Origin of the sequence: Alloiococcus sp. CFN-8 (assembly GCF_049943125.1) — a bacterium.
GTDB lineage: Bacteria > Bacillota > Clostridia > Clostridiales > Clostridiaceae > JAEXZL01.
Window position 1 is genome coordinate 3,391,287 of the sequence record NZ_CP188040.1, and the last position, 18,564, is coordinate 3,409,850.

Annotated in this window: 17 protein-coding genes; 14 read left to right on the top strand and 3 right to left on the bottom strand. The window is 35.0% G+C overall.

The window, feature by feature from the left end:
• Nucleotides 1-54: 54 nt before the first annotated feature.
• Entirely contained in the window at nt 55-2,106 is a 2,052-nt protein-coding gene (locus tag ACPWSR_RS15930) for a putative bifunctional diguanylate cyclase/phosphodiesterase (RefSeq protein ID WP_426349211.1), read from the bottom strand.
• Between the two features lie 172 nt (nt 2,107-2,278).
• Between ACPWSR_RS15930 and surE the strand changes: the two genes are divergently transcribed.
• The 5 genes from surE to ACPWSR_RS15955 all read left to right on the top strand — a co-directional run bounded on the left by surE (nt 2,279) and on the right by ACPWSR_RS15955 (nt 7,049).
• A complete protein-coding gene (gene surE / locus ACPWSR_RS15935) occupies nt 2,279-3,031 on the top strand; it encodes a 5'/3'-nucleotidase SurE (RefSeq protein ID WP_426349212.1) in 753 nt (250 codons plus the stop codon).
• 166 nt (nt 3,032-3,197) lie between these two features.
• Nucleotides 3,198-4,634, top strand: a complete 1,437-nt coding sequence (locus ACPWSR_RS15940) for an NAD(P)/FAD-dependent oxidoreductase (protein WP_426349213.1) — start codon at nt 3,198-3,200, stop codon at nt 4,632-4,634.
• A gap of 12 nt (nt 4,635-4,646) precedes the next feature.
• Entirely contained in the window at nt 4,647-5,906 is a 1,260-nt protein-coding gene (locus ACPWSR_RS15945; protein WP_426349214.1) for an NAD(P)/FAD-dependent oxidoreductase, read from the top strand.
• 2 nt (nt 5,907-5,908) lie between these two features.
• Nucleotides 5,909-6,274: a DUF1667 domain-containing protein gene (locus ACPWSR_RS15950; RefSeq protein WP_426349215.1), complete on the top strand. Its 366-nt coding sequence runs from the start codon at nt 5,909-5,911 to the stop codon at nt 6,272-6,274.
• Between the two features lie 154 nt (nt 6,275-6,428).
• Nucleotides 6,429-7,049 (top strand): DNA-3-methyladenine glycosylase, encoded by a 621-nt coding sequence (locus tag ACPWSR_RS15955; protein ID WP_426349216.1) that lies wholly within the window; start codon nt 6,429-6,431, stop codon nt 7,047-7,049.
• Nucleotides 7,050-7,081: 32 nt separating this feature from the next.
• Here ACPWSR_RS15955 and ACPWSR_RS15960 read toward each other — a convergent pair whose 3' ends face one another.
• A complete protein-coding gene (locus ACPWSR_RS15960; protein ID WP_426349217.1) occupies nt 7,082-9,535 on the bottom strand; it encodes a transglycosylase domain-containing protein in 2,454 nt (817 codons plus the stop codon).
• Nucleotides 9,536-9,664: 129 nt separating this feature from the next.
• Here ACPWSR_RS15960 and yunB point away from each other — a divergent pair, with 129 nt between their 5' ends.
• Nucleotides 9,665-10,306 carry a sporulation protein YunB gene (yunB, locus tag ACPWSR_RS15965; protein ID WP_426349218.1) on the top strand — a complete coding sequence of 214 codons (642 nt, stop codon included), beginning with the start codon at nt 9,665-9,667 and terminating at the stop codon, nt 10,304-10,306.
• A 16-nt stretch (nt 10,307-10,322) separates the two neighbouring features.
• On the opposite strand, the gene hpt is transcribed toward yunB, so the two are convergent.
• Nucleotides 10,323-10,847, bottom strand: a complete 525-nt coding sequence (hpt, locus tag ACPWSR_RS15970) for a hypoxanthine phosphoribosyltransferase (protein WP_426349219.1) — start codon at nt 10,845-10,847, stop codon at nt 10,323-10,325.
• Nucleotides 10,848-11,121: 274 nt separating this feature from the next.
• On the opposite strand from hpt, the gene hflX reads away from it, so the two are divergent.
• From hflX to queA, 8 genes are all read left to right on the top strand, one after another.
• Nucleotides 11,122-12,906: a GTPase HflX gene (gene hflX, locus ACPWSR_RS15975; RefSeq protein ID WP_426349220.1), complete on the top strand. Its 1,785-nt coding sequence runs from the start codon at nt 11,122-11,124 to the stop codon at nt 12,904-12,906.
• Nucleotides 12,907-12,919: 13 nt separating this feature from the next.
• Nucleotides 12,920-13,573: a YigZ family protein gene (locus ACPWSR_RS15980; protein WP_426349221.1), complete on the top strand. Its 654-nt coding sequence runs from the start codon at nt 12,920-12,922 to the stop codon at nt 13,571-13,573.
• Nucleotides 13,574-13,697: 124 nt separating this feature from the next.
• Nucleotides 13,698-14,438 carry a YebC/PmpR family DNA-binding transcriptional regulator gene (locus ACPWSR_RS15985; RefSeq protein WP_426349222.1) on the top strand — a complete coding sequence of 247 codons (741 nt, stop codon included), beginning with the start codon at nt 13,698-13,700 and terminating at the stop codon, nt 14,436-14,438.
• A gap of 180 nt (nt 14,439-14,618) precedes the next feature.
• Complete coding sequence (locus ACPWSR_RS15990) at nt 14,619-14,870, top strand: hypothetical protein (protein WP_426349223.1); 252 nt, start codon at nt 14,619-14,621, stop codon at nt 14,868-14,870.
• A 184-nt stretch (nt 14,871-15,054) separates the two neighbouring features.
• Nucleotides 15,055-15,645, top strand: a complete 591-nt coding sequence (locus ACPWSR_RS15995) for a hypothetical protein (RefSeq protein ID WP_426349224.1) — start codon at nt 15,055-15,057, stop codon at nt 15,643-15,645.
• Between the two features lie 217 nt (nt 15,646-15,862).
• Nucleotides 15,863-16,456 (top strand): Holliday junction branch migration protein RuvA, encoded by a 594-nt coding sequence (gene ruvA, locus ACPWSR_RS16000; protein WP_426349225.1) that lies wholly within the window; start codon nt 15,863-15,865, stop codon nt 16,454-16,456.
• 5 nt (nt 16,457-16,461) lie between these two features.
• Nucleotides 16,462-17,496 (top strand): Holliday junction branch migration DNA helicase RuvB, encoded by a 1,035-nt coding sequence (gene ruvB / locus ACPWSR_RS16005; protein ID WP_426351401.1) that lies wholly within the window; start codon nt 16,462-16,464, stop codon nt 17,494-17,496.
• Nucleotides 17,497-17,521: 25 nt separating this feature from the next.
• The gene (gene queA / locus ACPWSR_RS16010) at nt 17,522-18,553 is read left to right on the top strand and encodes a tRNA preQ1(34) S-adenosylmethionine ribosyltransferase-isomerase QueA (RefSeq protein ID WP_426349226.1); all 1,032 of its coding nucleotides are present in this window, start codon (nt 17,522-17,524) and stop codon (nt 18,551-18,553) included.
• Nucleotides 18,554-18,564: the final 11 nt, after the last annotated feature.

Sequence of the window (18,564 nt, forward strand, 5' to 3'; positions counted from 1 at the left end):
ATAAAAATGAGTGCTGTATATAGAAATATATGTACAGCACTCATTTTTTTATTGTTAAAGCTTTTGTTCCATAACCCTACCTCTACTAGTGTTGTCTTCCATTATATATTTTACAAAGCCTTCGGGATCCATTGGCCTTCCAAAATAAAAGCCTTGTATTTCGTCACAGGCGAAATCTTTCAAAATAACATATTGCTCGATATTTTCTACTCCTTCAGCTATAACCTTTATAGATAAATCATGAGCTAAGGTAATTATGCTTAAAACTATAGATGCTTCTCTAACGTCTACATGTATATCTTTAATAAAGCTCTTATCGATTTTTAGATGGCTGATGGGAAGCTGTTTTAGATATGTTAAGGAGGAGTAGCCAGTTCCAAAGTCATCTAATGCTACTTTTATTCCCATTTTATCTAGTATTCTAATGGTTTCTATGGTTTGATTTATATCTTTTAAAGCCGTAGATTCAGTTATTTCAAAGCTTATCATTGAAGGAGAGATATTATATTTGTGAAGAGTCTGATCTATAAATTGTATGAAATTTTGCTGTTGAAATTGTAGTGGAGACAAGTTAATGGAAATAGGTACGACATTTATGAAATTATCGCTCCAATATCTTAGTTGTTTAAGCGCTTTTTCTATAATAATTTCTCCTAATTTTATAATTAGGCCAGATTCTTCTGCTGTAGGGATGAATTCGTTTGGTGGTATAAATCCTTTTTCTTTATGCTTCCATCTAACAAGAGCTTCAGCTCCGATACAAGCTTCATTATCAACAGAGATCTGAGGCTGATAATAAACAATAAATTCATCCTGTTCCATTCCTTTTATAATATCCTTCTCCCAATGGAGGCTATCTAATAGGTTGCTTCTCATCATAGGATTATAGATAGCGTAGGTATTCTTTCCTAGGGATTTAGCGGTATACATAGCTAAATCTGCATTCTTTATTAAATCAGTAGGCTCTGTTCCATGTATAGGAAATATAGAAACTCCAATACTCACTGACATATAAAACTCATGATTATTTATTACCCAAGGTTTGTTAAAGGATTTTACGATATTCTTACTTATCTCTGATATATTATCAGTTTCTGAATTAAATTCTCGAATAACTATAAATTCATCTCCTCCAAATCTGGAACAAAGAGATTTGTCAAAGACCTCCTGTAAATGTTTAGCGAGGTTTTTCATCATCAAGTCACCTAAATCATGACCAAGAGTATCATTTACTTGCTTGAAATTATCGAGATCAATAAAGAAAACTACAAAGTTTCTATCCTTCTTAAAAGACTCCTCTGTTAGAGTGTGTAAGCTTTCTATTAGATATGTTCTGCTAGGTAAACCAGTTATATTATCATAATAGGCCAAATTATAAATTTTTTGTTCGCTGAGCTTTCTTTCGGTTATATCAGTTATTGAGCCTGCTATCCTTACAGGTATTCCTGTTTCATTCCATATCCCTTTACCTCTTAGCAATATCCAAATATATTCATTGGGATTTTTTCTTACTCTACATTCCACAGATAATGTTTCAATTTTACCCTCTAGATAGTTATTAAGAGTTTCTCTTACAAAGGCTCTTTCCTCTTTGTGGATAAACAAATACCAGCATTTGAAATTGCTTTTTGGGTCGACTTTCTTAATGCCCAGAAGCTCTGTGAAGATTCTTGAAATATAGAGCTCCTCACCTATTAGATCTAAATCCCATATCCCATCCTTAGAACCATCAGAGGCTAAACGGTAACGCTCCTCACTGGTTCTTAGTGCTTCTTCCTTCATATTAATTTCTTCTAATTGAATATGTAATCTCTCTTTAGCGCTCCTTAAATTCTCATTAGATAGCTTTAACCTATTGATGCTCAAATGTAGATAATTTTCCATCTTTGAAATTGCTGTATAGAAGGTTAGAGCCGTGACAAGAGTAAATGAAGCTGTGTTAAAATACTTAATGAGTAACTGTGAATTACCATAAAGAGAATTTTCGCCCATTAAGTGATTAGAAATTAAAAACCATAGCATACTAAAAATAATATAAAAGGTTGTAAGAGTTGTTGCTTTAACGTTTTTCTTCTTAGGATTGCGATTGTGTAAAAATTTCACCATATATGCCTCACAAAAGTTTTTTCTTTATATAAAATAATATCAAATTCTAGGGATAATTGGAATATATTATAAATAAATAAATCTATAATATTTGTTTTTTTTAAGAAATTTATGTTAGAATAGAATATATTATCAGAAATTTACCGTGATACTTTAATGAAGGAGGTAATTTATGAGGATACTACTAACCAACGACGACGGATTCAATGCAGCTGGAATAATAGCTATAGCAAAAGAAATGCAGAAGGACCATGAAATCATAATTGCAGCACCTAAAAGTCAGAAAAGCGCCTCGAGCCATAGTATAAGTCTAAAACAGCCTCTTTTAGTGAGAGAAGAAAAAATAGAAGGTATAAGTGGGAAAATCTATAGTATTGACGGAACTCCGGCGGATTGTGTAAGGGTAGCTATGGATAAGCTCGTAGATGGAAGGGTAGATGTGGTTGTATCTGGTATAAATTATGGACTGAACTCAGGAACAGATATATTATATTCAGGGACGGTTTCTGCGGCTATCGAAGGCTCAATGCACGGTTTACCAGCCATAGCCTTATCTCAGGAGGTTAATGAGGATTCAGGAAGTTTTAGCTTGTCATCCATACATGGAAAGAGAATTGTTGAAGAGGTAATTGACAGAGGATTAGAAAAGGGTATGGTTCTTAATGTAAACTTTCCTATAGCTAATAACGACACTTTTAATGGAATTAAGGTTTGTAAGGTAGGAGTGAAATCTTACACTAATTCCTATGTACCTATAAAGCAAGGTGAAGACGGGATCGTTTATGAACTTAGAGATGAAAATATAGATATCACTCATGAAGATACCGATACCTTTTACTTAAAGGATGGCTACATAACAATAAGCCCCTTGCAGTATGATTTAACGAATTTTAACTCTATCATAGAAATTAAGAAATGGTTTTAGATTTTTAATTGTATATAAATTATTATTAGTGTAAATATATTGTCAAATATCTCGTAATTGTGTTATAATAAAATCAAAGATGATTCAGGCGAGTATAAGAGAGCCATCACTTAAGCATTGCTTATAGTGGGGCTTTTTTTATTTTCCTATTAAGGAGGAATTATATATGTATGATGTTGTTATTATAGGTGCAGGAGTTATAGGTACAGCAGCGGCAAGAGAATTAGCTAAGTACAAATTAAATATTTGTGTTGTAGAAAAACACTCCGACGTAAATATGGGAACCTCTAAGGCTAACAGTGCGATAATACATGCAGGCTTTGATGCTAAAGTCGGCACACTTAAAGCTAAGCTCAATGTAGAGGGCAATAAAATGATGAAAAAGCTTTCAGAGGACCTAGACTTTGATTTTGATCAGAACGGCTCTATGGTTCTATGTTTTGATAATGGGGATATTGATAACCTCAAAAAATTATATGACCAGGGTAGAGAAAATGGCGTTGAAGATTTAAAAATATTATCAGGAGATGAAGCTAGGGAGATAGAACCTACTTTATCTCAGGAAGTGGTAGCAGTTTTACACGCTCCTACTGGTGGAATTGTATGTCCATTTGGGATGAATTTAGCCTTCGCAGAAAGTGCTTTCATTAATGGGGTAGATTTTAAATTTAATTATAAGGTAATAGATATTAAGAAGGAAAATGATATTTTTCTTCTAACAGATGGTAATGAAGAGATAAAAGCAAAGATGGTAATAAATGCATCAGGTGTTTATACAGATGATTTAAGCAACATTATCAGTGAAAAGAAAATCAAAGTTCATCCTAGAAAAGGCGAATATTTATTGTTTGACAAGGTTGCTGGTAATATGGTTCATAATACTATTTTCCAATTACCCACAAAGCTTGGTAAGGGAGTACTGGTGACACCTACAATTCACGGCAATCTTTTAGTTGGACCAAATGCTTTAGATATAGAGGACAAGGAAGATTTGTCTACTACTAGAGAAGGACTTAAGGATATAGCAGAGAGAGCGGCTTTAAGTGTTAAAAAGCTACCTATGAATATGGTGATTACGTCCTTCAGTGGCTTAAGAGCCGTTGGTAATTCCGGGGACTTTATTATAGAGGAAGCTCCTGGAGCGCCAGGATTTATCAATGCAGCAGGTATTGAGTCTCCAGGGTTAACTGCCTCACCTGCTATTGGGAAAATGTTAAAGGATATGGTAGTAGAAAAACTAAATCCAGAGATAAAAGAAAATTATAAGGAAAAAAGAAAAGGAATTAAAAAATTTAGTGCATTGGCTAATGATGAGAAAAAAAGAGTAATTGAAGTTAATCCTAAATACGGCAATATAATCTGCCGCTGTGAGATGGTTACTGAAGCGGAAATTATTGATGCTATTAGAAGACCTTTAGGTGCTAGAACCTTAGATGGAGTTAAGATCAGAACTAGAGCAGGTATGGGAAGATGTCAGGCTGGTTTTTGTACTCCTAAGCTGGTAGATATACTTTCTAGAGAGCTAAATATTTCGCCTTTAGAGGTGACTAAATTTGGAGAGGAATCATACATCCTAACAGGTATCAATAAAGAAAATATTTAATGGAGGCTTACTATGATTAATTATGATTTAGTTGTAATAGGGGGAGGCCCTGCAGGATTGGCAGCAGCTATCAGTGCTAAGGAAGAAGGTATTAATAGCATACTGGTTATTGAAAGAGACAAATTTTTAGGAGGTATACTTAATCAATGTATTCATAATGGCTTTGGTCTTCATACTTTTAAGGAAGAGTTAACTGGCCCTGAATATGCTGATAGATATATAAAAAAGCTTAAGGAGCTTAATATTGATCATAAGCTAAACACTATGGTGATAGATATAAATGAGAATAAAGAAATTGTTGCTATAAATGAAAGTGAAGGCTTAATGAATATCCAGGCTAAATCAATAATACTGGCTATGGGTTGTAGAGAAAGACCTAGAGGAGCACTAAGCATTCCTGGTACAAGATGCACGGGAGTTTACACTGCTGGTACTGCTCAGAGGTTCGTTAACATAGAAGGCTTTATGCCTGGTAAAAAGGTTGTAATTCTTGGTTCAGGAGACATCGGCCTTATTATGGCTAGAAGGATGACCTTTGAAGGTACTGAGGTTAAAGCAGTAGTAGAATTAATGCCTTATTCAGGTGGGCTGAAAAGGAATATAGTTCAATGTCTTGATGACTATGATATACCTCTTCTTTTAAGCCATACAGTAACAGAGATTAGAGGGAAGAATAGAGTTGAGGGAGTTACCATTCAAGCTGTGGATGAAAAAAGAAATCCTATACCTGGTACTGAACAGTATATTGAGTGTGATACCTTATTATTGTCTGTAGGGCTTATACCTGAAAATGATATTTCAGGAAAGGCTGGTATAGATTTAAACCCCATTACCGGTGGACCTAAGGTGAGCCAGAACCTATCAACAAACATCGATGGTATATTTGCCTGTGGTAATGTTCTTCATGTTCATGATTTAGTAGATTATGTGTCACAGGAGGCTGCTGTTTCAGGGAAAAATGCTGCTGCTTATATTAAAGGTAGTGAGAACAGAGAAAATAAGCTTAAAATAGAAACAGAAAAGGGAGTAAGGTATACTGTTCCTTACTATATTGATAGGGATAACCTTCAAGAGGATATTTTAATAAGATTCAGAGTAGATAACACCTATAGAGATGCCTATGTAAATCTGAGAATAAACGATAAAGAAATATATCACATTAAGAAAAGAGTTATGGCACCAGGAGAGATGGAGGAAATAACCATTAAAAAGAATAAGCTCCCTGAAGATATGACTATTGAAAAAATTACTATCGGATTAGAGGTGAAATAGCTATGGAAGTTAGACAATTAGTATGTATAAGATGTCCTATAGGATGTAATCTTGAAGTCACTTTAGACAAAGGGAAGGATCCAATAGTAACGGGCTATGGCTGCAAAAGAGGGATAGAATATGGAAGTAAAGAATGTACAAATCCTACAAGAATTGTTACCAGCATAATACCTGTATTAAATGGAGAGATATCCATGGTTCCTGTTAAAACTAATGGGGACATTCCTAAGGGATTAATAAAGGATTGCATTAAAGCTCTAAAAGGGATAGAGCTTACGGCACCGGTGAAAATAGGGGATGTAGTTATTAAAAACTTCGCAGGAACTGGTGTGGATATTGTTGCCACAAGGGATATAAATATTCAATAGAAAAGTATTATTTAAACAAGCCTTAAATATTTAAGGCTTGTTTTTTTGAGCCTGTAGAGAATAATTAAGTTTATGATTATAATAATAATTATATCAAATAATAATTATAGCTTGAGCTTCAGATTGAAAATAAAAAATACATAGAGGTATTATTATGAAAAAGCTTAGGGAAGACTTTTATAGTAGAAGTTCCTTAGTGGTGGCAAAGGAACTCTTAGGAAAAATTATTGTTCATAAGAATATAGAAAAGGGTGTAGAGCTCTGGGGGAGGATAGTAGAAACTGAAGCCTATAAAGGTCCTTCAGATAAAGCTGCTCATTCCTATAACAATCGCAGAACAAAAAGAACAGAGGTGATGTTTGGACCCGGTGGCAGGGCTTATATATATTTCATCTATGGAATGTATGACTGTATGAATGTAGTGTGTGCTGAGGAAAATGTACCGGAGGCGGTGTTAATCAGAGGGTTAGAGCCGGTTAATGGCCTAGAAGAGATGGCTATAAATAGATTTGGAAGTAGCTATGAGCTTCTGACTAAGAGGCAGAGGATTAACCTAACTAACGGTCCAGGAAAGCTCTGCAGAGCTATGGGAATTACTAGAGCTTTAAATGGTATTGAACTGCAAGGAGAGGAGTTATTTCTTTTAGATGTACCTAATATAGAAGAGACAGATATAATTGCAGCTAAAAGAGTAGGCATTGATTATGCTGAAGAGGCAAAGGATTTCTTGTGGAGATATTATATTAAGGATAATCCTTTTGTGTCAAAAAAATAGCGCGCTTCTATAGCACGCTATTTTTATAACTATTATGGATTAGGTTGAGGTTGTGCATTTCCATTATCTTCGTTATTACCAGCATCATTTCCGTTTCCAGGACGGTTATTTCCAGGTGTTTCATTGTTTCCGCCCTCATTATTCTTTGGAGGAGCTACTGGATCTGGGATAGTAGGTGCTGCTGGCGTATCGTCCTTTTCTGTAGGAACTACATACTGCTCATCAGATAGCTTTACTGATGGTTTGTAATCTCTCTTTATAAATACCTTCTTAACTCTTAGAGCTTCAGGAGTATTCTCATTAGCTAATTTATTATTTTCTGAATTTACTTCTTCCTCCACATGAATATCACAGAGTGTAGTAGGTACTGTACCCTTTATGAAATAATCTGTTACTACTGCGGTCTTTCCTGCATGACCTTTCTTACATAACTCTGTAGGAAGATGTCCAGAGACACTACATACAGAAGCTCTAACTATTCCAGAAGGCATAGTGATATCAGTAGTTGGTAAGCCTTCATTGGCCTTTTTCATGATTTTAGACCAAACAGAAGCTGACTTATTGCTTGAGTACAATCCTTCTAGGGTGTCATTTTCTCCATCGTATTTGTCCTTACCTACCCATACAGAGGCTGAATAGTGAGGAGTTAGGCCTGAAAACCATAAATCTCTTGTTTTCGAGGAAGTACCAGTTTTTCCTCCGGCTGGCATGGGGCGTAAGTTTACATTAGTAGCTGTATAGGATAAAGGTCCTTTGAGTAAATCATAAACTATAAAGGCTGTTTCAGGCTTTATGACCTGTTTTTGATTTATTGAGCTTTCTAATATTACATTTCCATTTTTATCTTCTACCCGTGTGAATAATACAGGATCAGTTTTTAAACCGTTATTACCAAAGGCTCCATAAGCAGTTGCCATCTCAAAGGTTGTAGTGCCTTTAGTTAATTGGCCTAAACCTAGAGGTGCAAGTAATCCCTTATCTCGTGACACATCAATACCAAATGCTTCTGTGTAATCTGTACTTATAGTTCTCATTTGGGATACAAGCTTAACAGCATAGACATTCACAGATCGTCTTACAGCATCTCTCATGTTTATATAACCGCTATATACATTTGGTGAGTTTCTCACTGGTTCTTTGTATTCTTTTAGAAGGTCACCTACCAACGGAGAATCTTCTATAACTGTACCTGCCGTTGCAGTATTACTATCAATAGCTGGAGCATAAACACTAATTGGTTTAAGGGTTGATCCCGGTGCTCTTCTATAATGCTCATCATAGGCTCTGTTATAGGATAGGGCTGGTTGATCTCCTCTTCCTCCTACCATTGCTTTTACCTGGCCGGTTTTATAGTCCATTACTACTGCAGAAGCTTGAAGTTTAAGTATGCCATTTTCATCGGTTCCGGGAACACTATTAAAACTAGGGTCATTATTTATTACATCTTGAGTATGGTTCTGAAGCTCTCTGTTCATGGTGCTGTATATCTTTAGGCCACCATTGTTTAAGAGGTTTGTGGCTTCAGCTTCCGTGTATTTATATCTATCTATCAAGGCTTTCTTTACCTGATCAATAACTGGTCTTGTAAACCACTCAAAATTTAGCTTGTTTTTTGCAGACTGTCTAATTTGAATGGTCTCTGCAAAGGTAGCCTGAAGATTTCCGGCATCTATCTCTGCAATGGCATTATTATAATCCTCATTACTTATTTTTTGAAGCTCCAGCATTTTGCCTAGAACTGTCTTTGTTCTATTAATATATCTGGAGGGGTCCTGGATATTAGAATCCATAAATGCATTATAGCCAGTGGGGTCTTGAGTAGCACCAGCTAGATATGCTGATTCAGCTAGTGTAAGCTCAGATATGCTTTTATTAAAATAATATTCTGCGGCTGCTTCTACGCCAAAGGTAGGACCGCCAATAGGGATGGTATTTAAGTAGGCTTCTAAAATCTGATTTTTTGTAAGCTTATCCTCTAGCTGTATCGCCAGGTATATTTCTGTTACTTTTCTAGATAATCTAACTTCATTGCTTAGAATTGTATTTTTAAGGAGCTGTTGAGTTATAGTTGAAGCTCCATGAAAACCTCTCTCACCCTTAAGAATTTTAATTACATCGGTATAAATAGCTCCAGCTATTCTTCTAGGGTCAATTCCATTATGGCTTTCAAACCTTTCATCTTCTATGCTTATGAAAGCATCCTGCAGCTGCTTAGGTATATTATCGATAGAAACGGAATATCTTCTAAACTCCGTGGGGACATTGTCCATATATTCTCCCTTATCATCATATACCATGGATACCTGATCTAAATCTAGAATATCCTGTACATTGATTTCAGGAGCTCCCTGAATTACTGCGTATATATAAGCACCCCCGCCTATCCCCGCAGTTAAAACTAAAAATAATATTGTTAATGAAATTATTTTAAAGATTTTACCGACCTTATTGGTCTTTTTCTTTTTTTTCTTTTTCTTCTCTCCCATGTTTTCCTCCTTGCATTAGTCTATGATGAAACAAAAAAAGAAATTTAGGATTATAAATAATACAATTCATTATAGCATAATAATTATATGAATACACTATTAACTTACAGTTATGGAGGTAATATGTATATGAGGAAAAATGATAAAATAATGCTAAAGCTATTCTTTGGGTTCTCAGTATTATTTTTAATCCTGTCATTATTTATTTATGCACTAGATGTAATTTTAATACCTAATATAATGCTAGTAGCTGAAGGTAAGATGAAAGCTAAGGCCAGTGAAATCCTTAATAGAAATGCTCTTTTGATATTTAATGAAAGCTTTGATTATAATGATCTGATTAAGGTGGAAAAGAATCAAGAAGGGTATATAACTCTAGTTAGGAGTAATACCATGAGAATGAATAGATTGGCAGCGGAGATAGCTCTTAAATCTCAAAAGGAGCTTAAAGAAGAAGGAAGCCTAGGGATTAAATTTCCTATAGGCTATATAAGTAAAAATAACCTTTTGGCCAATTTTGGCCCTAAGGTTACAGTGAGGATGGAGCCAATTGAATATATAAGCACATCCTATGATTCTATCTTTGAAAGCGCAGGAATAAATCAGACCCGTCATAGAATTTTTCTTAATATGATAGTAACTATGAAGTTAATTATTCCCTTTAAAAATAGTGAGGTTAAGTATTCTTATGAAATACCAGTGACAGATACGATAATAGTGGGTAAAATTCCAAGGACCGTACTGGAATTAGAAAAGGGTGAATTAAAATAGCTCCGGATTTCCGGAGCTATTCTTCCCAGTTAAAAACATATGGAACATTTCTGTAGTAATCACCATAATTGAGACCATATCCAACTACAAATACATCTTCAATTTCGAAGCAGCAATAATCAGGTTTGAGATCAACCTTTCTTCTTGATGGTTTGTCGAGAAGGACACAGGACTTAACGGATTCAGCACCTTTTTCTTTTACATAGTTCAGTACGAAATTCATTGTTATCCCTGAATCAACAATATCATCCACAACTAAAACATCATAACCGGTTATATCATCAGGTAAATCGTTAACCACCTTAACAACACCAGTACTCTCTTCATTGTGTCCATAACTGGAGGTAGTCATGAAGCCTATCTTTGTCTTCAAATCCATTTCCCTAACTAAATCAGCAGTGAAGATAAAGCTTCCTCTGAGAAGTGAAAGCACATAGAGATTTTTGTTTTTATAATCCTCAGTTATTTCAGCAGCTACTTTTTTTATTTGATTTTTTATAGTTTCTTCATCGATGAGAATATTTCTTTTATTGTTTTCCATACTGTTCCTCCAAATGATTATTTACCTCAACCCTTAATATCTGATTAAGATACGGTCAATATAAAAAGATTCTATCAAAAAAGCAAAATAATATCAATGATATTAATATTTTCTTTATATATTGATCTTATTCAGAAGTGTGAACTTTATGGTTTATCCTTATTAATTTTGTAATTCTTATAGAGTTATGAATGTTTACTTATACTTAGGTATAAGATAAAATAAATTAAAGAAATTTGTAATTACTATAGGATTAATTGATTGAGGTGAAATGATGATACAGGGAAATATAGATGGCATTAGAAACACCTATTTAGAAGCATTAGAAGATTTATATTCTATCAAGGTTCCAAAATATTCTCTATGTACTAATGAAACATTAGAAGTAATTGCTGAGATTACGGAAAAAATTAACCGCGAGATAAGCGTTGTCATAGACAGAAAGGGTAAGGTTTTATCAGTTGTTGTTGGAGATAGTTCTACCGTAGAGATTCCTATTATTAATATTAAAGAAAGAAAATTGTCTGGTATAAGGATAGTTCATACCCATCCCAATGGAAACTCTAGGCTATCAGCCATAGATACCTCTGCCCTTATGAAGCTAAAGCTTGATTGTATTGCTGCTGTGGGTGTAGAAGAAGGGGGGGTAAAGGATATATCCATTGGTTTTTGCTCTGTTAATGAGGATATATTAACAACAGAATCGATAAATAATATAACCATAGATGAAGCTCTGGAAATAGATATAGAAGATAAAATTAAGGAAGCTGAATCATTAATTAAGGAAACTAATGTTATTGAAGAAACTAAAGAAAGAGCCATTATTGTTGGCTCTGACACTGAGGAGAGCTTAGAGGAATTAGCAGAGCTTGCTAGGGCTTGCGACCTTCCTGTAGTACACTCAGTATTTCAAAATAGAAGCAAGATAGACTCAGCTTATTATATAGGCACTGGAAAGGTAGAAGAAATCGCACTGCTTCGTCAGGCCTATAATGCCAATGTGGTTGTTTTTGATGATGAGCTCACAGGCTCACAGGTTAGAAACTTAGAAGAAGCTATTGGGGTAAAGATAATAGATAGAACTACCCTTATTCTAGAAATATTTGCAAATAGGGCGAAAAGTAGAGAGTCAAGAATCCAAGTTGAGCTTGCGCAATTAAAATACAGACTTACAAGGTTAAGTGGTCTAGGCACAGTATTGTCTAGAACTGGTGGAGGTATAGGGACTAGAGGACCTGGTGAGAAGAAGCTTGAAACTGATAGAAGACATATTAGAGAACGAATTTATGATTTATCACGAGAGCTGGAAAAAATAAAAAAAGTTAGGGAAGTACAGAGGGAGAAGAGAAATAAGCAGAACATACCTAAGGTGTCTCTGGTAGGATATACTAATACAGGGAAATCAACTTTAAGAAATGCCCTGGTAGAAATGTCAGCTATAAAAGAGGCACAAGGAAAAGAAGGGGTGTTTGAAGCTAACATGCTTTTTGCCACTTTAGACATAACCACAAGGGCAATAAAGCTTCCTGATAATAGAGTGGTTACTTTAACTGATACTGTTGGCTTTGTTAGGAAGCTACCTCATGAGTTAGTTGAAGCTTTTAAGTCTACCTTAGAAGAAGTAATATACTCTGATATACTGATTCACGTGATAGATGCATCATCTCTGGAGGTATTAAATCAAATATATGCTGTGGAGAATGTGCTCTTCGAACTTGGGGCTAATAATAAGCCTACAATATTAGCTTTAAATAAGATTGATAAGGTTAATGATGAATCATTAAATATTTTGAAGAGTGAGCTTAATGGGAGAGAATTGATTGAAATCTCTGCTAAGGAGAGGATTAATCTAATAAAACTCTTAAACATGGTCAGTGAATATTTGCCTCAAAAGCTTAAGATAGCAAAGTTCTTAATTCCATATACAGAACAATCTGTTGCCTCACATATTTATAGAACCTCTAGGGTTATATCCGAGGATTACAGGGAAGATGGGACGGTTATTGAAGCGGAGGTTGAGGATGAAATATACAATAGATATTCAGAGTTTATTATATAAGTAGGTGTGAACATTGGGATATAGAACTATTAAGCAGGAAGCTAGCGATGAGTTTATAGAAAAGAAATCAACCTTTATTGGTCATATAAAAAGAGTTCAAAATGAAGAAGAGGCTAAAAGCTTTATCAATAAAATAAAAGGTAATCACCGTGAGGCAAGGCACAATGTATATGCCTATGTTATTGGAGAAAATCTAGGAGTGCAGAGATATAGTGATGATGGTGAGCCTCAAGGAACTGGAGGGATACCTGTATTAGAAGTTATTAAAAAAGCTGAAATAACTGATGTATGCATTGTGGTAACAAGATATTTCGGAGGAATACTTCTAGGAGCTGGTGGCCTTACCAGAGCATATACAAAAGGTGCCTCTATTGCCATTAAAGCTGCCGGTATAGTTGAAAAGGTAGAGGCTGCAAGAGTTATTATTGAGATAGAATATGATCTACTAGGAAAGCTACAATATTTAATAGAACAAAAGAGTTGGTTTCTAGAAGAGATCAATTATGGAGAAAGAGTGGAGCTTAAGCTTATTGGTGAGGAAAAGGCTAATATAGAGCTTTTGGAAGAGATAAATGCCTTATCTAAAGGAAAAGCCGGGTGCGAAATAGAAGATTACACTTTATATTTTAAGGATGAGGGAAAATATCTAGTAGATATAGAGCGCTAGCACTTTTGTTGTTAAAATTGGTAGTTGTGTATGAGTAGGATGGACAAAAGTTGAATAGGAAAATCTAGTATGCTATAATATTTATGTTTTTTACGGATATTATATTAATTTAGGAGGATTTATCATGTCTGGACATTCAAAATGGCATAATATACAAGCAAAAAAGGGAAAAGCAGATGCTAAAAGAGGAAAAGTATTCACTAAAATCGGAAAAGAAATAATGGTGGCAGTAAAAAATGGTGGCTCTAATGAGGATGCTAATGCAAAGCTAAGAGATGTTATAGCAAAAGCTAAAGCAGCAAATATGCCTAATGACACTATTCAGAGAGCTATTAAGAAGGCTGCAGGAGAACTGGATGCAGTTAACTATGAGGAAAATGTGTATGAAGGCTATGGTCCCTCAGGTATTGCGGTTATAGTTGAATGTCTTACAGATAATAAGAATAGATCTGCAGGCAATGTTAGGCATGCATTTACTAAACATGGTGGAAATATGGGAACATTAGGCTGTGTTAGCTTTATGTTCCAAACAAAGGGTGAAATAGTAATTGAAAAGCAAGATAACATTGATGAGGATGAATTAATGATGCTTGCTTTAGAAGCTGGTGCAGAGGACTTTGCTTCTGAAGAAGAGGTTTATGTAATCACTACTACTCCAGAGGATTTTGGAACAGTGAGAGAAGAGCTAGAAAAGAGTAGTATTGAATTCCTTGAGGCTGAAATAAAGAAGGTTCCAGATACTTACACCTCAATAGATGAGGAGACAGCAAAATCCTTCCAAAAAATGCTGGATGTTCTTGAAGATGATGATGATGTGCAGAATGTTTACCATAACGCTGAATTCCCTGAAGGATGGGATGAGTAGAAAAGTCACATAAAAATATTTAAACCATCGGGATTACTGCTACTTCCAGTGAGCTTCGATGGTTTTTATTTGGAATAAAGTTACATAATAATTAATGTGAAAAAGTATTAACAAAGTGGACAATCTATGATAATATATCAAAGATATCTTTAATTTTTTATGTAGTTATAGGAGGTAAACATGACAGTAGATTTACAGGCTAAAACCATCGATGGAAAGCAATATTCCGATGGAGATATTCTAATAATGGAAACACCAGAAGAGACTAGAGAATTCTTGCTTGTTACTAATGATAGTGATATGCTTGTTGATTTAGACAGCAATAGAATCGTAAGCGCTGAGGACTATTTTCAATACCTTATTAATGAAACTAGCTTAGTATGCATAATGAAGAACAACAAGAATATCAGGGAACAATTACATTTATCATAAAATTTTTGTATTTATATTTTTTGCAATCATATATTTATATTTTTGAACTTATATCTAAGAGAAGTCAGACTTATGTCTGGCTTCTTTTATTAATTGCTATATGTAGAGTGTTACTAAAAAGAAGATATAGACGATTGAATAAGCTTAATAATAGTGGACATAATTACCAATAGGAGTGATGTTTATGAAAAAAAAGATAATAATTGCAGTAGCAATTTTTGCACTGGCTTTAATTTTTCCTATATCTTATTATGTGACCAGGGGATTACTAGAAAGACAAGATAATAAAGTAATTGAAACTTCTAGGATGAATCAAGAAGAGCTTCTACCTACAACGAAAATCATCCTTAAGGCTATAGAAGATAAGACAGGGATGCTTATGGAATATAAATCATTGTCTCTTAAGGATTTTGCTGATGAGAAGCATTCAGAAAATAAGTCTATTTACACCACAAAGGCTAATCTTGTAGAATACTTAAAGACAACGGGCTATAAGCTAGAAGAGGATAATGGACAGGAGATAGTATTTACTAAAATAAAGGATAAGGGTTATGAAGAGGGAAAGTACTATCTTGGAGTGAATGAAGAGGGATATATATGTATTTATAGAGCTATTAATACCTCAAATCTTACAATAGAGAAGCCTGAAGAGGATATTAGTGGAAGGAAGATTGAAGAGCTTCAGGAATATGAAAGAACGAAGCTGATAACAAATAGTTTTAGTTTTTCTACGAGAGAAGAGGCTCTAGATGCTTTAAGTGAATACGATTCATAAGAAGATTTATCATTTTAAGTGCATACTAATAATAAATGTATAAAGTTATAACCTAATATATTTCATTATTAAAAAAGGCTCGGCATATTGCTAGAGCCTTTTTGCTCATAGTTCTTCTGTTGATTAATTATTACATAAATGCTAAAGTATAATGTGAGATTTTTATTTGTTAATACAGCAATATTTTTATGTGTAAGGAGTTTATGGGGGGAACAAAATGTATGATTATATAAGAGGAATATATGCGGGGTTGAATAAAGAATACATAACTGTTGAGTGTAGCGGTATAGGCTATAAAATATATGCCTCTGGTAGCACCATAGCAGATCTGCCTAAGGTCAATGATGAGGTCTGTTTGTTTCTTGAACAAATAGTCCGGGAGGATTTTATAGGATTATATGGTTTTTTCACCAAGGAAGAAAGGGAGCTTTTTAATCAGCTTCTTACTATAAATGGAGTGGGTGCAAAGGCGGCTCTATCCTTACTATCCATAAGTTCTGTTCAGAATTTAAAGTATTCCATATTAATGCAGGATGAAAAGTCCTTAACAAGGGCTCCTGGAATAGGAAAAAAGATGGCACAAAGAATTATTCTTGAGTTAAGAGATAAAATAAAGGGAGATCTTCCTGAAGGAGCACAGGAGTTATCGGAAGGTAATATAGTTACGGAGGCAATGGCCAGTGAAGCTCTTGGGGCTCTACTAGCCTTGGGTTACACAGAAAAGGAAGCCTCAAAGACTATTGCTAAGGTTGATCTCAATAATTCTATAGAACAGATTATTAAAGATTCTCTAAAGCTATTGATGGGATAGGAGGTATAAATATGGAGGATAGAATTATATCTAGTACAACATTGAATGAGGATACTAACTATGAATATTCTCTAAGACCTCAAAGACTGGAGGAGTATATCGGCCAGGATAAGGTAAAGGAGAGGCTTAAGATATTTATAAAAGCGGCACAAATGAGAAACGAACCCTTAGATCACGTTATTTTATATGGCCCTCCAGGATTAGGAAAAACCACCCTATCTAATATTATAGCCAAAGAAATGGGAGGAAGCTTGAGGATTACCTCAGGTCCAGCCATAGAACGAGCAGGAGATTTAGCTGCAATTTTAACTACTTTGAAGGATAGGGATGTTCTTTTTATTGATGAAATACACAGGCTTAATAGAAGTGTTGAAGAAATATTATATCCAGCCATGGAGGATTTTTCTTTAGATATTGTTTTAGGAAAAGGTGCTGCAGCAAAATCCATTAGGTTAGATCTGCCAAGGTTCACTTTGATCGGAGCTACTACGCGAATAGGTATGCTTACTGCACCCTTGAGAGATAGATTTGGTGTCTTATGCTCAATGGAATACTATCAAGAGGAGGAGCTTGCAGAAATAATTAGTCGTTCCTCCGGGATTCTTAACTGCTCTATTGATGAAGAGGGAGCTGCAGAAATTGCTAGAAGGTCAAGAGGAACACCAAGGATAGCCAATAGGCTTCTAAAGAGAGTTAGAGATTTTTCAGAGGTAAAAGGAAATACTACTATTAATAAAGATATGGCTGTTGGGGCTCTTGAACTTTTGGAAATCGATAATCAGGGTTTTGATAGAATTGATAATAGAATTATAGAGGCAATCATTGATAATTTTCAAGGAGGGCCTGTAGGTATAGAGACTCTTGCCTATTTTATTGGTGAAGAACTAGATACTATTCAGGATGTATATGAGCCTTATTTAATGCAGAAAGGCTTTATAATCAGGACACCTAGAGGAAGGGTTGCCAGTGACAAGGCTTATGAGCACTTAAAAAGAGTAAAACCAGCTCCTAATAGTCAACTGGGACTTTTTGATAATTAATATACTAAAGAAGGGATTATTTTATATGAAGGTAAAGGATTTTTATTTTGATCTGCCAGAAGAGCTTATAGCTCAGCATCCTCTGGAGCAGAGGGATGCTTCTAGACTTATGGTTGTAAACCAAGTTACAGGTGAAATTGAGCATAAAACCTTTGGAGATATTATTGAGTATTTGAATCCAGGTGATACTATGGTGTTAAATGATACCAGAGTTTTACCAGCTAGGCTTATCGGTGAGAAGGATGGCTCTGGGGGGAAAATAGAATTTTTACTCCTGAAAAGGCTTGGAGATGATACTTGGGAATGTCTGGCTAAGCCTGGTAAAAGGGCAAGAGTAGGTGCTACATTTACCTTTGGTAATGGAGAGTTAAAGGCTGAAGTCATAGAGGTTCTTGAAAATGGAAACAGAATTATTAAGTTCTCCTATAGTGGGATATTTGAGGAGGTGCTAGACAGTCTTGGAGAAATGCCTCTACCTCCTTATATCCACGAAACCTTAGAGGATAAAGAAAGATATCAGACAGTGTATTCCAAGGAGGAAGGCTCTGCTGCAGCTCCCACTGCTGGGCTTCATTTTACAAAGGAGCTCTTAGAGAAAATTAAGAATAAGGGTATAAATATTGTATTTATAACTCTCCATGTGGGCTTGGGCACCTTTAGACCGGTGAAGGCTGAAGATATAGAAAGTCATGAAATGCATTCGGAATTTTATATAATGAGCCAGGAAGCTGCAGAGGTTATAAATAGTACAAAAGCACAGGGAAATAAGATTGTTGCTGTAGGAACTACCTCCTGCAGGACCTTGGAGACCATAGGTGACTCACAGGGTAAGGTAAGAGCTCAGAGTGGCTGGACTGATATATTTATTTACCCAGGATATACCTTTAAGGTGGTTGACCAGCTGATAACTAATTTTCACCTGCCTGAATCTACTCTGATTATGTTAGTAAGTGCTTTAGCAGGAAAGGAAAATGTACTGAAAGCTTATGAGACTGCAGTAAAAGAGAGATATAGATTCTTTAGCTTTGGAGATGCAATGTTCCTTAGAAAGCCTTAAAATATAATATA